The sequence below is a fragment of the Peribacillus sp. TH14 genome (assembly GCF_016651145.1).
In the GTDB taxonomy this organism is placed as follows: domain Bacteria; phylum Bacillota; class Bacilli; order Bacillales; family DSM-1321; genus Peribacillus; species Peribacillus butanolivorans.
The window spans coordinates 3,810,919-3,827,630 of record NZ_JAEKEK010000001.1 but is presented as its reverse complement, the minus strand read 5'-3'; the positions used below and the strand labels follow the sequence as shown (position 1 = coordinate 3,827,630).

At 40.0% G+C, this 16,712-nt stretch carries 15 protein-coding genes; 2 read left to right on the top strand and 13 right to left on the bottom strand.

The window, feature by feature from the left end:
- Positions 1–150: 150 nt before the first annotated feature.
- The 12 genes from mtaB to gpr form a co-directional block, all read right to left on the bottom strand.
- Positions 151–1,488: a tRNA (N(6)-L-threonylcarbamoyladenosine(37)-C(2))-methylthiotransferase MtaB gene (mtaB, locus tag JFU50_RS18545; protein ID WP_053347008.1), complete on the bottom strand. Its 1,338-nt coding sequence runs from the start codon at positions 1,486–1,488 to the stop codon at positions 151–153.
- Between the two features lie 6 nt (positions 1,489–1,494).
- On the bottom strand, positions 1,495–2,247 hold the full coding sequence (locus tag JFU50_RS18540; protein ID WP_201187957.1) for a 16S rRNA (uracil(1498)-N(3))-methyltransferase: 753 nt from the start codon (positions 2,245–2,247) through the stop codon (positions 1,495–1,497).
- A 144-nt stretch (positions 2,248–2,391) separates the two neighbouring features.
- Positions 2,392–3,333 (bottom strand): 50S ribosomal protein L11 methyltransferase, encoded by a 942-nt coding sequence (gene prmA / locus JFU50_RS18535; protein ID WP_201223629.1) that lies wholly within the window; start codon positions 3,331–3,333, stop codon positions 2,392–2,394.
- A gap of 32 nt (positions 3,334–3,365) precedes the next feature.
- Positions 3,366–4,484: a molecular chaperone DnaJ gene (gene dnaJ / locus JFU50_RS18530; protein ID WP_053347011.1), complete on the bottom strand. Its 1,119-nt coding sequence runs from the start codon at positions 4,482–4,484 to the stop codon at positions 3,366–3,368.
- 326 nt (positions 4,485–4,810) lie between these two features.
- The gene (gene dnaK / locus JFU50_RS18525; RefSeq protein ID WP_053347012.1) at positions 4,811–6,646 is read right to left on the bottom strand and encodes a molecular chaperone DnaK; all 1,836 of its coding nucleotides are present in this window, start codon (positions 6,644–6,646) and stop codon (positions 4,811–4,813) included.
- 38 nt (positions 6,647–6,684) lie between these two features.
- Positions 6,685–7,281 carry a nucleotide exchange factor GrpE gene (gene grpE / locus JFU50_RS18520; RefSeq protein ID WP_201223628.1) on the bottom strand — a complete coding sequence of 199 codons (597 nt, stop codon included), beginning with the start codon at positions 7,279–7,281 and terminating at the stop codon, positions 6,685–6,687.
- A 99-nt stretch (positions 7,282–7,380) separates the two neighbouring features.
- Positions 7,381–8,409 carry a heat-inducible transcriptional repressor HrcA gene (gene hrcA, locus JFU50_RS18515; RefSeq protein ID WP_201185863.1) on the bottom strand — a complete coding sequence of 343 codons (1,029 nt, stop codon included), beginning with the start codon at positions 8,407–8,409 and terminating at the stop codon, positions 7,381–7,383.
- A 125-nt stretch (positions 8,410–8,534) separates the two neighbouring features.
- The gene (hemW, locus tag JFU50_RS18510) at positions 8,535–9,686 is read right to left on the bottom strand and encodes a radical SAM family heme chaperone HemW (RefSeq protein ID WP_057218741.1); all 1,152 of its coding nucleotides are present in this window, start codon (positions 9,684–9,686) and stop codon (positions 8,535–8,537) included.
- Between the two features lie 79 nt (positions 9,687–9,765).
- Positions 9,766–11,601 carry a translation elongation factor 4 gene (gene lepA, locus JFU50_RS18505; protein ID WP_056528610.1) on the bottom strand — a complete coding sequence of 612 codons (1,836 nt, stop codon included), beginning with the start codon at positions 11,599–11,601 and terminating at the stop codon, positions 9,766–9,768.
- 181 nt (positions 11,602–11,782) lie between these two features.
- Positions 11,783–12,106: a YqxA family protein gene (locus tag JFU50_RS18500; RefSeq protein ID WP_056528609.1), complete on the bottom strand. Its 324-nt coding sequence runs from the start codon at positions 12,104–12,106 to the stop codon at positions 11,783–11,785.
- Positions 12,107–12,126: 20 nt separating this feature from the next.
- Positions 12,127–13,326 carry a stage II sporulation protein P gene (gene spoIIP, locus JFU50_RS18495; RefSeq protein ID WP_201185865.1) on the bottom strand — a complete coding sequence of 400 codons (1,200 nt, stop codon included), beginning with the start codon at positions 13,324–13,326 and terminating at the stop codon, positions 12,127–12,129.
- A gap of 85 nt (positions 13,327–13,411) precedes the next feature.
- Positions 13,412–14,530 (bottom strand): GPR endopeptidase, encoded by a 1,119-nt coding sequence (gene gpr / locus JFU50_RS18490; RefSeq protein WP_201185868.1) that lies wholly within the window; start codon positions 14,528–14,530, stop codon positions 13,412–13,414.
- Between the two features lie 276 nt (positions 14,531–14,806).
- Between gpr and rpsT the strand changes: the two genes are divergently transcribed.
- Positions 14,807–15,073 carry a 30S ribosomal protein S20 gene (gene rpsT / locus JFU50_RS18485; protein ID WP_034308554.1) on the top strand — a complete coding sequence of 89 codons (267 nt, stop codon included), beginning with the start codon at positions 14,807–14,809 and terminating at the stop codon, positions 15,071–15,073.
- 81 nt (positions 15,074–15,154) lie between these two features.
- Here rpsT and holA read toward each other — a convergent pair whose 3' ends face one another.
- Complete coding sequence (holA, locus tag JFU50_RS18480; protein ID WP_056528604.1) at positions 15,155–16,168, bottom strand: DNA polymerase III subunit delta; 1,014 nt, start codon at positions 16,166–16,168, stop codon at positions 15,155–15,157.
- 343 nt (positions 16,169–16,511) lie between these two features.
- Between holA and JFU50_RS18475 the strand changes: the two genes are divergently transcribed.
- On the top strand, positions 16,512–16,646 hold the full coding sequence (locus JFU50_RS18475; protein ID WP_081108861.1) for a YqzM family protein: 135 nt from the start codon (positions 16,512–16,514) through the stop codon (positions 16,644–16,646).
- Positions 16,647–16,712 lie beyond the last annotated feature (66 nt).

The following is a 16,712-nucleotide window of genomic DNA, read 5'->3' as shown; positions in this document are numbered from 1 at the left end:
CTCCTTAAAAACATTTTAAAACTAGTTGTACGTACCTCTCATCATACCATAGTTCTTCCATTTTGACGATATATATAGTCTTTACCCTAATGTACTAAGAAAACACGTTAAACAAAGGATAAAAAAAAAGACAGCGAAAAAATCGCTGTCTTATATATTAGCTACTTGCTGCAACGGAATATCTTTCACAACCGTCACGAACTGTCCTTCGCTATGTGGATAGCCAGACTTTGTAATTTTCACTTTTACAATGTCACCAACCATTTCCTCTGTAGCCGGGAAGACTATTTTCATGTAATTATCCGAGTAGCCTTCATAAAGACCATTTTCCAACTTAGTCTCAGGAATGACTTCAAGCACTTCTCCCTCAAATCGAGAAGCGTACTCTTTTGCCAACTGATCCGATAATGAAATCAGACGGTGAACGCGTTCGTTTTTCACATCTTCATCCACTTGGTCTTCCATACGTGCGGCAGGAGTCCCTGTCCGTTTTGAATACGGGAAGACATGAAGTTCGGAGAATTTATATTTTTCTATAAAATTATACGTCTCCAAAAATTCTTCTTCGGTTTCACCCGGGAAGCCTACGATTACATCAGATGTAACAGCAAGGCCTGGCAGTGCAACTTTTAATTTTTCAATTCGATCACCGAAGAAAGCCATTGTATATTTACGTCTCATCCGTTTTAAAACCGTATCAGAACCCGATTGGATAGGGATATGCAAATGACGAACTACCTTTTTCGAATTCGTCAGTACTTCAATGATTTCATCTGTAATTTGACTGGCTTCAATGGAAGAAATACGGATCCTCTTTAGCCCATCAATTTTTTCCAAGTCACGTAGTAGCATCGCCAAATTATAATCCTTCAAGTCATCTCCGTAACCACCGGTATGAATGCCCGTCAAGACGAGCTCTTTATATCCTGCCTCGACAAGCTGCTCAGCTTGATGAATGACTTCCTTTGGATCACGGGAACGCATTAAACCACGAGCCCATGGGATGATACAGAAAGTACAGAAATTATTGCAACCTTCCTGAATCTTTAGTGAGGCACGAGTACGATCAGTAAATGCCGGTACATCCAATTCTTCGTAGACACGATTTTTCATAATATTCCCAACCGCATTGATTGGTTCACGTTCTACCTTGAACTGCTCGATGTATTCAAGCAATTTAACCCTGTCCTGTGTTCCAACAACAATATCTACACCTGGAATTGCCATGATCTCTGCAGGAGATGTCTGTGCGTAACAACCCGTTACTGCTATAACAGCATTCGGATTTTTACGGATTGCACGACGGATGACCTGACGGCTCTTCTTATCGCCAGTATTCGTTACCGTGCAAGTGTTGATGACGTATACATCTGATGTATTTTCAAATTCAACACGATCATATCCCTCTGTCTTAAATAATTGCCAAATAGCTTCTGTTTCATAATGATTTACTTTACAACCTAATGTATGGAAAGCGACCGTTGCCATTTTTCATCACCTCAAAAGTTCTACATGATAAGAAACAGCGGAAAGTGCATATAAAGGTGCTGTTTCAGTTCTTAATATTCTAGGTCCAAGACCACAAGCTACAAATCCGGCAGCCGACAATTTTTCGATTTCCTTCTCTGCCATGCCCCCTTCAGGACCAAACACGAATAAAATCGATTGTCCGGCAGTGATATCTTTCAAAACAGAAGCAAGTACAGACGTTTCTCCACGCTTTGCTTCTTCTTCAAAAGCAATTAATCTATGATCGAAACCAGAAGCATATCCAGCTAGCTGATCTGCCGTCATCGGTTCCTTGATGGCAGGGATAACTGTGCGGTGGGACTGTTCGGCCGCTTCCTTTGAAATCTTCTGGAGTCGTTCCAATTTCTTACCAACCTTTTTGTGGTCCCATTTTACCACCGAACGAGCAGCAATAAAAGGGATAAATTCAACAGCACCTAATTCCGTCCCCTTTTGAACGATATATTCTAACTTATCCCCTTTAGGCAGACCGCTCGCTATCGTAACTCTTACCGGAAGTTCCTTTTCTTCATTCTTCCATTCAATAATGGTTCCTATAACAGCGTCATTTGTTATTTCAGAAATTTCCGTGACCGCAGTCATTCCGTTGCCCTTTACGGTGATGATTTGCTCCCCAGGTTCCATTCTCATTACCCTGGAAATATGGTGAAAATCATCGCCTGATATCGTCACTGTTTTACCATTAAAGTCTTCCTCGTTAAGAAAATACCGTTGCACACTGCCACCTACTTCGTCTAGTCTAAAAAAACTCACAGGCTAGCAGTCAGAGGCTTATTTTCCGATTGCGCGCCATGCAAAAACTCAAGCTAAAAAAAGGTACTCTGACTATCCAAATATACGATAATCAGAGTAACTTTTCATTTAATCATTTCTTTTCGCGATGATTGCTACCCAATCTTCCATCAAAATGGTTTCCTCAACTGTGAATCCGGAAGCTATAATTGCATCCTTCACATCCTGTTTCTTTGGCTGGATAATCCCAGAAGCTATAAAATACCCACCAGGTTTAACTACTTTTGCTACATCATCTGTAAAGAGCATAATGACTTCAGCTAATATATTAGCTACAACGACATCTGCTTGTTCGTTTACGCCGTCCAACAAGTTACCTTGAGAAACAGAAACTCTGTCTTGAACGTTGTTAAGTTCTACATTTTGCTTAGCAGACTGTACAGCTACGTCATCCAAATCAAGCGACTGAACTTGTTTCGCCTCTAATAATGCCGCTGCAATACTTAAAACACCGGAACCCGTTCCTACATCAACAACTAAGTCACCCGGCTGAACTGTACGTTCAAGTGCTTGGATACACATAACCGTTGTCGGGTGGGTACCTGTTCCAAAAGCCATACCAGGATCAAGTTCAATGATTAATTCATCACTGCTTACAGGAGTGTAATCTTCCCATGTAGGAACAATAGTAAAACGTTCAGAAATCTTGACCGGATTATAATATTTTTTCCAAGCCGTTGCCCATTCTTCTTCATTCACTTCACTAATTGAAACAACATTCTTCCCAAGATCGATATCAAAAAGAAGGAGATTATTAATTGATTCCTTAATAGCATCAACAGTTTCGCCAAGGAAGCTGTTAACCGGCAAATATGCCTTAATCAACACACCTTCATCCGGATAATCAGCTGGGTTTAGGTGGTAGATTTCGCCAAAAACATTTTCACGTTCTTTGACTAATTCAAGGGGATCCTCAATGACAACACCGCTTGCACCTGCCTCATGAAGAATATTTGAAACAGGTTCAACCGCTTCATTTGTTGTATGGATTGCAAATTCAGACCACTTCATAATCTACCAGCTCCCAATTTCTTTACTTGTCTTCACCTATCTTTAAAAGCACGCTTTACCTTTGAGAAAAAGCCATCTTCTTGTTCATCTATACCTGATTGTCCGCTGATATCGTTGAACTCACGAAGAAGGTCCTTTTGTTTTTCACTTAATTTTTTAGGTGTAACCACTAATACGACCACATGCTGATCTCCTTGGCCATATCCTCTTACATTCGGAACCCCTTTTCCTTTTAAACGGAAACGCGTGCTTGTTTGTGTTCCTGCAGGTATCTTCAACTTAACTTTACCATGCAAGGTCGGAACTTCAATTTCATCTCCTAATGCTGCCTGAGCAAAAGTAACCGGCATTTCACAATAAATATCATCGCCATCTCTTTCAAAGAATTCGTGGCTACGAACATGGAAGACTACATAAAGGTCTCCAGCTGGACCACCATTGATTCCAGGCTCGCCTTGACCGGATACACGCAGTTGCTGGCCATCATCGATTCCGGCTGGCACCTTGACTTGGATTTTTTTGCGTTTTTGAACTTTACCGTCTCCGCCGCAAGTTGAACATTTATTAGGAATGATTTTTCCTGTTCCTTGACAATGGTGACATGCTCTCCGGTTCACAATACGTCCGAATGCCGTGTTTTGTTCAACATTTAATTGACCTGTTCCATGACAGTGTGAACAGTTCTCCACTTTTGTGCCAGGCTTAGCACCCGATCCTTTACAAGTATCACAATTCTCTTCACGCGGAATTTCAATTTCAGTATCTTTTCCGAATGCAGCCTCTTCGAAAGAAAGCGTCATCGTATACTGTAAATCAGCCCCTTGGCGCGGTGCATTAGGATCTCTTCTACGTCCGCCTCCACCAAAGAAACTACTGAAAATATCTTCAAAACCACCGAAACCGCCAAAGTCCTGGCCACCGAAGCCCTGATTTGGATCTGTATGTCCAAATTGGTCATAATGAGCCTTTTTCTGCTCGTCGCTTAATACCTCGTAAGCTTCCTTAATTTCCTTGAATTTATCCGCAGCATCTTCCGCTTTATTAATATCAGGATGATATTGTTTGGAGAGCTTTCGATACGCTTTTTTGATTTCATCCTTCGAAGCACTCTTCGAAAGGCCTAACACCTCATAATAATCACGTTTACTCATATCTAAAATCCACTCCCGATTCGATTCACATAAAGGTAATATTATCACTGAACGAAGATAATAATCAACTAGAAAAGTACAAACGGCTTGAACACTTTTTCGTAAAAGAAGACATCTGCCTCAAATTTGCACCTATTTTTCTCCATAGTCTTATGATTCCCCACTAGCGATTGTAAGAATAAAAGAATACCAGCTGCCATTACTTCCGGACTTTGATTTCACCCATTGTAAAAAAGCCAAAGCCAAGATAACCTGACTTTGACTTTTCTACAATTACAGGCAGAAATCCCTGCCCAATATATCAGCGTCCCAACAGGGTCACTTTTTTATTTTTTCTCTTCTTCGTTTACTTCTGTATATTCTGCATCAACTACATTATCGTCTTTTGCACCAGCTTCGCCAGCACCCTCTTGGCCTGCTTGCTGAGCTTTTGCAGCTTCTTCATAAAGCTTCATTGTCAAAGCTTGAACGATTTCGTTAAGTGCATCTTTTTTCACACGGATTTCTTCAAGCTCATTTTTCTCGATTGCTGCTTTCAGTTCATCCTTCGCTTCGTTTGCTTTTGTTACTTCCGCTTCGTCTACTTTACCTTCTAGATCTTTAAGCGTTTTTTCCGTTTGGAAGACTAGTTGATCTGCTTCGTTACGAAGTTCAACTTCTTCTTTACGTTGTTTATCACTATCAGCATTTTCTTCTGCTTCACGTACCATGCGGTCGATTTCTTCATCAGAAAGTCCTGAAGATGATTTGATTGTGATTGCTTGTTCTTTGTTTGTGCCAAGATCTTTTGCACGAACGTTTACAATACCATTTTTATCAATGTCGAAAGTTACTTCGACTTGTGGAATTCCGCGCGGTGCCGGTGGAATGTCACTCAATTGGAAACGACCAAGCGTTTTGTTGTCTGCTGACATCGGACGTTCACCTTGAAGAACATGGATATCTACAGCTGTTTGATTATCAGCCGCTGTTGAGAATACTTGTGATTTACTTGTTGGAATTGTTGTATTACGGTCGATTAATTTCGTGAACACGCCGCCCATTGTTTCAATTCCAAGTGAAAGTGGAGTTACGTCTAAAAGAACAACGTCTTTAACATCCCCTGTTAATACGCCACCTTGAATCGCAGCACCCATAGCTACTACTTCATCAGGGTTAACACCTTTGCTTGGTTCTTGACCGATTTCCTTTTTGATTGCTTCAACAACCGCAGGAATACGCGTAGATCCACCAACAAGGATGACTTTATCGATTTCAGATGCTGAAAGACCTGCATCTTTCATCGCTTGACGAGTAGGTCCCATTGTACGTTCCACAAGACTTGAAGAAAGTTCATCGAATTTAGCTCTAGTCATTGTTACGTCTAAGTGAAGCGGGCCAGCATCTCCAGCTGTGATGAATGGCAATGAAATTTGTGTAGAAGTTACACCTGAAAGATCTTTTTTCGCTTTTTCAGCTGCATCTTTCAAACGTTGAACTGCCATTTTGTCTTTAGAAAGATCGATTCCATTTTCTTTCTTGAATGCTTCTACTAGGTAATCAATGATGACTTGGTCGAAATCATCTCCACCTAGACGGTTGTCACCAGCAGTGGATTTAACTTCGAATACGCCATCGCCAAGTTCCATGACTGATACGTCAAATGTACCGCCACCAAGGTCGAATACAAGAATTGTTTGGTCTTCATCTGTTTTATCTAAACCGTATGCAAGTGCTGCAGCTGTCGGTTCGTTAATAATACGTTCTACTTCAAGTCCAGCAATTTGACCAGCATCTTTCGTTGCTTGACGTTCTGCATCATTGAAGTAAGCAGGTACAGTGATAACCGCTTTTGTAACTTTTTCACCAAGATACTCTTCAGCATATGATTTTAAGTATTGAAGGATGATTGCAGAAACTTCCTGCGGTGAGTATTCTTTTCCTTCAATTACTTCTTTATGATTAGTACCCATATGACGTTTAATAGAAATGATCGTGTTTGGGTTTGTAATTGCTTGGCGTTTTGCCACTTCCCCTACTTGTCTTTCACCATTTTTGAATGCCACTACGGATGGAGTTGTACGGTTTCCTTCTGGATTCGGGATAACTTTTGGTTCCCCGCCTTCAAGTACAGATACACAAGAGTTTGTTGTACCTAAGTCAATACCAATAATCTTGCTCATAGTTTCACTACCTCCCAATTATTTGTATGTAATTTCTATTATTCGTTTACTTTTACCATTGCAGGACGAAGCACTCTGTCTTTAAGAACATATCCTTTTTGGAACTCCTCGACAACGATGTTAGAACCAAAGTTATCATCTTGAACTTGCATGACCGCTTGATGTAAACGCGGATCAAATTCTTCACCAACCGAACTAATTGGTTCGATGCCTTCTTTAGTCAATGCATCAATAATCGCTTTGTAGACCATTTCCATCCCTTGAAGCAGGGATTTTGTCTGTTCATTATCAGCTTCGATTTTTGTCGCTCTTTCAAAATTATCAAGAGCCTCGACTAAATCACCAGCAATACTTTGAACTCTATATTTTTGAGCCGCTTCCATATCAAGCTTGGCACGGCGTCTTGAATTATCAAAATCGGCCTGCAGACGAAGATAACGGTTATCCATTTCTTCGATTTTAGCCTGTAGCTCAGCAATCTTTTCATGAGCCAATTGAAGTTCATCTTTCTCAACCGGAGTTTCCTCCTGATTTTGTTCCGCTGGATTTTCCTCTTCAGCAAATACAGCTTCTGCAGCGCTTTCCTCGATTGTTTCATTTTCTAATGTTTGTTCTTCGTTTTTATTTTCTGTCACAATCTCACCTCCCTAAAAGGGTTATACAATTTATGCTTAAGTAATAAGTCAGGCTGGGGAATTTACATCCCCGCCACCTTAACAATATTACCTTTGCTCCTATTTTTGATACAGTTTAGTCATCAGAGTCGTTAAATCTTTCGAGAAAAACGAAAGCAGACTGATTACTCTCGAATATTCCATTCTCGTTGGACCTAGTATCGCTAATGTGCCCACTTGTTCATGTCCGATTGAGTAGGTTGCGGTAATTAAGCTGCAGTCATCAAGTACCGTATTTTGATTTTCACGGCCAATCTTGACGTGAATGCCCGCTGGATTTTGAGTAATAAGATCATAAAACCCTTGTTCCTGCTCAATCATCGATAAAAGTGTACTTACCTTTGCAATGTCATGGAACTCCGGCTGCCTTAGCATATTCGTTTTCCCGCCGAAAAATATTTTTTCAGGCTTTGTATCCGTCAAGGTATCCGCTAGAACAGAAACAATCGATCCATAATTATGAATGTGGTGGCTTAATAGAGCAGCCACCTCCTTATAGATCTTATCTTTTAAATCAACAAGCGGAACATCGACTAAACGGGCATTTAAAATGTTCACCATCTTTTCAATTTCATTTATATCAAAAGAAGGGGGCAAGGAAATCATTCGATTTTCCACATGACCTGTATCAGTAATAATGATTGCAATTGCAGCATCCGGACTCAATGGAACGATCTGAATTTTTTTCAACTTATGTTCATTGACTTTTGGACCTAGTACAATTGCCGTATAATTCGTCAGTTCAGAAAGAATTTTTGCTGACTTTTGAACAATCTTTTCTAGCTCATAGATTCGCTCAACAAAAACAGATTTTAACAATTTCATTTCATTCTTTTTCGGAGCTTGAGGAGAAAGCAAATGATCCACATAATATCTATACCCTTTTTCAGAAGGTATTCTACCAGAAGATGTATGAGTTTTTTCTAAAAAACCCAATTCTTCAAGATCAGACATTTCGTTACGGATTGTGGCAGAGCTGAACGTAATTTCATCTTTCTTCGACAAGCTTCGCGACCCGACTGGCTGGGCAGAATGGATAAAATCCTCGATTATCACTTGCAGAATCAATAATTGACGATCAGTTAGCATGTATGATCACCTCTGTTAGCACTCTGTCTCTTTGAGTGCTAATATACTAATAAATTATCAAATGAAGCTTATGATGTCAACAATGAAAACCGCTAATTCATTGATAAAATAACAAGAGATTTCCATCACTCGGAATCAGCAACGCCTAAAAACGATTGGAACACTTCATTACCAAGCAATTTCCCCTGCTCAGTCAATCGGACAAACCCACCTTCAATCGTAAGCAGACCCTTTGCCGATTCTTCTTCGAGCGATTTCCCGAAAATTTCCGTCATTTCAACAGAAAATTTATTCTTGAAGTTTTCCAATGAAACTCCTTCTGTTTTTCTAAGTCCTAAAAACATCTCCTCTTCCATCTTTTCATGGAGTGGTACAGGATGTTCTTCCAAAACAGGTAACTCGTTCACCGTCAATGGCGTAATGTATTTTTTCACTGGCCCATGATTGGCCACTCTTTTTCCCCCAGTATAGCCATGTGCTCCCGCACCAATCCCATAATATTCCACATTATCCCAATATGTTAAATTGTGTCGGCTTTCAAATCCAGGACGAGCAAAATTACTGATTTCATATTGATGCAGACCATGTTTCTCCATCTCTTCCATCAGCCGTTCATACATGGAAGCCTCAAGCTCCTGAGGCGGAAGATTTAATTTCCCTCTTCTCATTTGATTATAGAAAACCGTCTTAGGCTCAACAATTAATGAGTAACTGGAATAATGAGGAAGCTGTAGTGCAAGGGCCTTATCTAGCGTATCCTTGAAGTCTTCCATCGTTTGACCTGGCAATCCATAAATCAAGTCGATACTTATATTTGTAAAGCCAACCTCTTGAGCCAAATGAATCGTTTCATATACTTCAGATGCCCGATGTGTCCGACCAATTCGCTTTAATAATTCATCATTGAAGCTTTGCACCCCAAAGCTAAGCCTATTCACACCGGAATGAAATAGTATTTCAAGCTTTTCCTTTGAAAGATCCCCAGGATTAGCCTCGAATGTATATTCAGCCTTCTTTGAATCAAAAGGAAGGGTTTCATTGATTGCTTCACATAAGAATGCAAGTTGTTTTTCATCAAGAGAGGTTGGTGTCCCTCCGCCGACGAAAACCGTGTCCAATCCTGTTGTTGGATACTTTGCAAGTTGCATTTCCATTTCTCTTTTCATCATCCGTAAATATTCGTCGACTGGCTGCCCCTGCAAAAACACTTTATTAAAATCACAATAGTGACAAATATGTTCACAAAACGGTATGTGGAGGTAGGCACTTTTAATCATTGTGTTCACAACCTTTAATCGATTGAGTCGATAGAAAAAGAGGCTAGATCTTCTCTACCCTCTTTTTTCTATCTATCATTTATTTTTTTGGAGTCGTATCATCCATTTTCAAAACAGCCATGAAAGCTTCCTGCGGTACTTCAACAGAACCTACCTGTTTCATCCGCTTTTTACCTTCTTTTTGTTTTTCAAGCAATTTACGTTTACGGGAAATATCGCCACCGTAACATTTAGCGAGTACGTTTTTACGCATTGCACTAATAGAAGAACGGGCCACGATTTTTTGTCCAATAGCTGCTTGAATTGGAACTTCAAACTGTTGTCTTGGAATCAATTTCTTCAATTTCTCAACAATAACTTTACCACGCTCATAAGCGAAGTCCTTATGAACGATGAAACTTAAAGCATCGACCGTCTCAGCATTCAGTAAAATATCCATCTTCACAAGCTTGGACGGTTTGTAGCCGATTAATTCATAATCAAATGAAGCATAGCCCCTTGTATTTGATTTCAATTGATCAAAGAAATCATATACGATTTCCGACAATGGTATTTCATAGTGAATACTTACACGTGTCTCATCGATATATTCCATATCAATGAAGTTCCCGCGTTTATTCTGACAGATTTCCATGATTGTGCCTACAAATTCTGTTGGTGCCATCATTGTTGCTTTTACATATGGCTCCTCAACACGTTCAATCTTTTGGGCATCCGGCATGTTAGATGGGTTATCAACCTTCAAAACCGTTCCATCAGTTTGAACGACATCGTAAATAACACTTGGCGCAGTAGTAATTAGATCAATTTTGAATTCACGTTCAATACGCTCTTGGATGATTTCCATATGAAGAAGTCCTAGGAAACCGCAACGGAAACCAAAGCCTAATGCTTGAGATGATTCCGCCTCAAACTGCAGCGCTGAATCATTCAATTCCAATTTCTCTAATGCATCCCGTAGATCATTGAATTTCGATGCGTCAATCGGATACAAACCGCAATATACCATCGGATTCATTTTCCGATAACCTGGCAGCGGCTCTGTCGCACTATTCACAGCACTAGTAATCGTATCACCAACTGTCGTATCACCAACGTTTTTAATAGCTGCTGTAAGGAAACCAACATCACCTACGTTTAGTTCATCAAGCAGTTGTGTTTTTGGATTAAAGACACCCAATTCCGTGACATCAAATTCTTTGCCTGTGGACATCATTTTAATTTTGTCGCCCACTTTAATAGACCCTTCAACAACCCGGATATAGGCAACTACACCCCGATATGCATCAAATAGCGAGTCGAAAATAAGCGCCTTAAACGGTGCTTCAGGATCTCCTTGTGGTGCCGGTACTAATTCAACGACCTGCTCCAAAATCTCCTCGATTCCGATACCGGCTTTAGCTGAAGCCAAAACTGCATCAGAAGCATCCAACCCGATTACTTCCTCAATTTCATTACGAACACGTTCTGGATCAGCACTCGGCAAGTCAATTTTATTGATGACCGGGATGATTTCCAAATTGTTATCCAATGCTAAATATACGTTTGCAAGCGTCTGGGCCTCAATACCCTGCGCCGCATCGACAACAAGGACTGCACCTTCACACGCAGCAAGGCTTCGCGAAACCTCATAGGTAAAATCGACGTGCCCTGGTGTATCAATAAGATGGAAAATGTATTCTTCGCCATCTTTCGCATTATATTTTAATTGAATTGCATTCAATTTAATCGTAATTCCACGCTCACGCTCTAAATCCATGGAATCTAACAGCTGACTCTTCATTTCACGTTGAGTCATAGCGTTCGTTTTTTCTATGATACGATCCGCCAATGTAGATTTACCATGATCAATATGAGCGATGATGGAAAAGTTACGAATCTTGGATTGTCTTTTTAATTTTTCTTCTCTATTCATAACGTTCACTCCCACTAGTCGACACAATACACTATTTTTTATTATATCAATAGAAAATGCAAGATTCAACAGAATAGTTACAAAAGAAGCATCATTGTAGTGCCAGGGATAAAAAAAGGCTGCATTCCGAATTCTCGGATGCAGCCTTTCGACAGAGTTATTCGACTTTTCTTGCGCAAGCTTAAATCATATTTATAAGCGCTTGAAAGGCCGCTGATATCGTTTCGCCGAGAGTCTTGCCAAGAGATGAGAAAAAGTTGAAAGCCTTCATTTCTTCAAGCTTTTCTTTTTTCGTCTCTAAATCATGACTTGTTACTTTTTCACCAAGGATATCCGCCTCCATCTCCCCTTGGTCCGATTGGTTGATAATAAATGCACTATTCAAAGAGGGGTCTTCATATCCCTTCATTTTTTTCATGCCGTCATTCGCCTGCTGCATTCCAATAAGGACGCCTAAAAATAATACGAGTATAATCCCCGTGCATTTTAACCAAAATCGAACCATGTTAGAGAACTCCTCTCAAATTACTTCGCTTCTGATTCTCCAGTTGTTTTATCCACCGCTTTAGCATCCCAATAAAATTCACTGAATACATCGGTAAATGCATCAACGGTTAAATACATTTCTTCAAACGTATTATCAACACCGCCAACTTCAATGAGCATGGCATTGCCTGACAAATCCTGATTGTATACTCCATTATGACCCGCTCCGCCTTGTTTCATAACCCCTCGTGAAATGCCAGGGTATTTTTTTTCCAGAGCTTTATGAAGTTTATTGGCAAGCGCTGCATTTTTCTCAAAGTTCGGGTTATTTCCCCCAATGACGAAGGCAATCTTGGCATAATCTTTACCGTTAATGTTAATGGTCGTATGTTTTTTTCGTTTTGAATCACGATGGATATCAATCATATATTCTAGATCTTTGTTGGTAGCCAATGCCGTTTGAACGGATTTACGAGACTCTTGATAGGATTTGTTGTAATTCAATCCCTTATTATTCAAATTGCCCATAATATCCGTATTATCAAGCGATGAGCCTATCCCGTTATCAGCCAAGTCCTCCACCATTCGTGCCCCGAGTTTTGTAATATTGATTTTAGAGTGATAGGCGAGATTAGGATTTGTAACCCCTTTTAAATAAGGGAGATATGACTCCCGATTATGGCTATGATAAATTTCAACAACTTTTCGCCCATTGGTTGTCTGATTTGGCTGATTAGCCACTCCTTTTTCAGGTTCTTCGATCTCATCCAGATTTTGCAGGGACGCATCCCTTTCTTCGTTCAGGACATCTACCGGCGGCGAAGATTCATACGGCATATTCGTATAATTGGTTCCTTCACCAGCAACAAGGATTTCATTATCAAAAATCGAGAAGCCTGGAAGTTCCCGACCAAGCAAGCTTCGCGGATCCTCCATAGAAATATTAGTCGAGATTTTTATCAATTGATTTGTGATCACCGATTCTTGTTTACCTTCAGGCAGGGCATTAAAAAAGTAATGATTTTCATTAGCCAGCATCGAGAACAGCATTTTCCCTGAAAATTGGTTCGCTACGGTATGTACGGAATCCGAAGATATCCGATACTCCGGTCGTAGAGACGTCATGACCCCGCTGACGGAAAAAACAAAAAGAAGCAAGGCGAGAATACCTAGAAAAGTTTTTACTATAGTTGAACCGTGAATAGCTGTTATGATCCCTGGGGAATTTCTTCTTTTCATCCTTCCACCCTCTCTATAGCTTGTCTATTAATACCTATGACTTTGCTAGAAAGGGTAGAACACCATTTTTGGGCACTAAAATGAACTAGCGGGTATAGTAGCCAGTATTTTCTTGATTAATTGACCCATGCAACGCTGCATTCAATCCATTGGCTATCAAATTGGCCATGTCCTCAATGAAAACATCGACTTCTTTTGGTGTAACCATTAAATTTTGACCGAGCGGTGAAAGCACTTCATAAATCAGTTTCCGCTTTTCTTCGTCCGGAAGGACACCAATCATGCCCAAGAAGGTTTTCCGTTCCTTTTCACCTGGCATATCCTCATCAGTCAACTTTTTACGTTTCCCAAAACTAAATCCTGCGGGGGCTAATGAACGTGATGGGCGGTCACCCTCATTCAGTTCCTTGCCAAAGTGCTTCAAAATATAATCAATCGAGTCGCTAGTAATTGATACAGCATCAACGACGGTAGGTATTCCAATTGCTATAACAGGAACCCCCAGTGTCTCCTGACTCAATTCCTTTCGTTTATTTCCAACACCTGACCCTGGATGAATGCCTGTATCAGTTATTTGAATCGTTGAATTTACCCGATCAATCGAACGGGCTGCCAAGGCATCAATGACGATGAGAAAATCAGGATTGCTTTTTTCAATGACTCCTTTGATAATGTCGCTCGTCTCGATTCCTGTAATCCCCATAACACCTGGAGAGATCGCACTTACCGGCCGATAACCTTCTTTAACAGACTCTGGTTGCAACTCGAACAAATGCCTTGTGACTACCAGGTTCTCGACCACGGCTGGCCCCAAAGCGTCCGGGGTCACATTCCAATTACCGAGGCCGACGACTAAACAACTGCTTTCTTTCGTGATATTATTTCTTTTTAAGAAGTAGGCTAGCTCTTCAGCAAACACCTTCTCCACTCGTTGCTGTGTGTCCGTATCCTGTTGGCGGATACCCTGAACTTCAATGGTTAAATAGCTCCCCTGTTTTTTACCAATCTCTTTTTCTCCCTCAGCCGTGACCTCGACTAAGGAAATTTTCAGATCATCCACTTCTTTTTCCTTTATTATGACCCCTTCGATATGGGAAACATCAACTTCTTCAACAACACCCTTATTTTCAAGAGCAATATCTTTTGCTTCAATCGCCAAATCTGTCCGAATTCCGAACTTACTAAGGTCCAAATGATTTTCCATAGCGGCCTCCTGATGTTTGATTTGTATCTAACTCTAGTAATTTCCATAGTCTCTCTTAAACATTCTGTCGTTTTAGCTTTTTTATTATTCATTTTTTTGGTACAATGAAATATGACGAGATGAATTTATTTACTGAAATTATAATTCCTTTTCGATTCTCAATCTGAAGTATTGCATATTCATGAGCAGTCTGATAGAATATCACTTGTGCTATTTGATATGGATTTGAAAAGTCGAGTTCATATAATCTCGATTTCTTTGTAGGAGGTGAACGGAATGCCAAACATTAAATCTGCTATTAAACGTGTGAAAATCAACGACAAAAAACGCGTTCATAACATTACTGTTAGATCAACTATGCGTACTACAGTGAAAAACGCTGAAGTTGCATTAGCTGGTGAAAACGTTGAAGCTGCTAAAGAAGCTCTTTTAACAGCTGCTGTAAAATTAGACAAAGCTGCATCTAAAGGATTAATCCATAAAAATGCGGCAGCCCGTAAAAAATCTCGTTTAGCGAAAAGACTTAACGCTCTTAACGCATAATGACAAAAATTAAACGATCCTTATGGATCGTTTTTTTTTACGCACCAAAAAGGTGACAGGAATTTCTGTCACCTTTTATTGTTATCTAATTTTCAAAAGCAGCAACTCAAGTGTGATCGCCTTATCGGCTTGACCCGATTTCATCTTATAATCCGCTTCAGCTAAATCGTTCATTATACTCAACAACTCGCGTTCCTGGAATTTCCCCGTTTTTTCTAGGGCTAGCTTTACTCGGTATGGATGCACCTTCAATTGCCCTGCAATTTTTTGCTGACTATACCCTTGACGCGAAAGCTCCTTCACTTGATACATAAGTCGGATCTGTCCGGCCATTACACTCAAGATTTTAATCGGCTCTTCATTCTGCCGAAGAAGATCGTGAAAAATCGTCATAGCACTTTCCATTTTTCGCTGCAAAACATGATCAACAAGTGTGAAGATATTCTGTTCTAGAGATTTAGCGACTAACTTTTCAACAACCTCAATGGTAATTCGTTTGTCAGCTTCTACATAAAGTGCCATTTTATCAAGTTCATTTGTCAACATCATCAGATTCGTTCCTGCAAGTTCGAGCAAAAGTTCTGTGGCTTGTTCATCTATTTGGACAGAATAAGCTGCAACGCGCTCCTTAACCCATGCCTTTAATTCATGATCGCCAAGCTTTTTCGCTTCAACGAGAACCGCATTACGCTTCAGTTCTTTGGTAATCTTTTTCCGTTCGTCCAGTTTTTCATAAGGAGCTGTCAGAACAACAATAGAATAAGGAACTGGGTCAGCCAAATACGCTTCCAGTCTTTTTACATTATGTTCAACTTTCGATTTCGTTTTTTCAGCTGTCAAAAAAAATGGATTTTGCATGAAGACAAGGCGTTTTTCCCCGATAAAAGGAAGAGTTTCAACGTCCTCAAGCGCTGTTTCAATCGGCGTCTCTTCTAAATCAAATTGAGAAAAGTTAAAATCCATTTCATCTTCGTGAAGGACATGCTCAATCAAAAGCTGCTTTGTTTCATTAATTAAATAAGCTTCTGTTCCATATAACAAATATACAGGCGCGAATTGCCCTTTTTTAATACTTTTCCATACGTCTAATACCAATAGAATCCGCCTCTTTTTTATGTATTCTTCTCTAATGGTATAGGTGGATGAACCATTTGACAAGCTATAAAGGGAACTAGCCCTCTAAAGGACTAATTCCGGATCTATATGAACACTTTCAAGAAAGGCCCGGGTAAACTCCCTTGAAAGCGGGTAAAGTATTCATGTAGAACAAAAAAGTGAACTTTTCTTTTTCGCTTGCTTTGTTTGTACCTTTATTTTGACCTCAAAATTTCAAACTATTTGTGACAACTCTTGTCAGTAAAGGAAATGAAGAAATGTGGCCTGTAGATTTTTTTTTGGTAATGTTTTATACTATTAGCAGAAATAGGAGGGGTAAACAATGAACGAATTCGAAAAGAATGTTCAATCAAAGACTGATGACGTCGCTGATTCCGCTATGGGATTCATCGGTTCTTTTGTATTTTTCGCTGCCATGTTCACCATTGCTGTCGTCATTAAAGCAGTCGGATCCTGATTTCATTTTTCAAAATGCACTTATTTTTCCCTGAAGGAGGCTGCTGATGCAGTCTCTTTCTTTTTG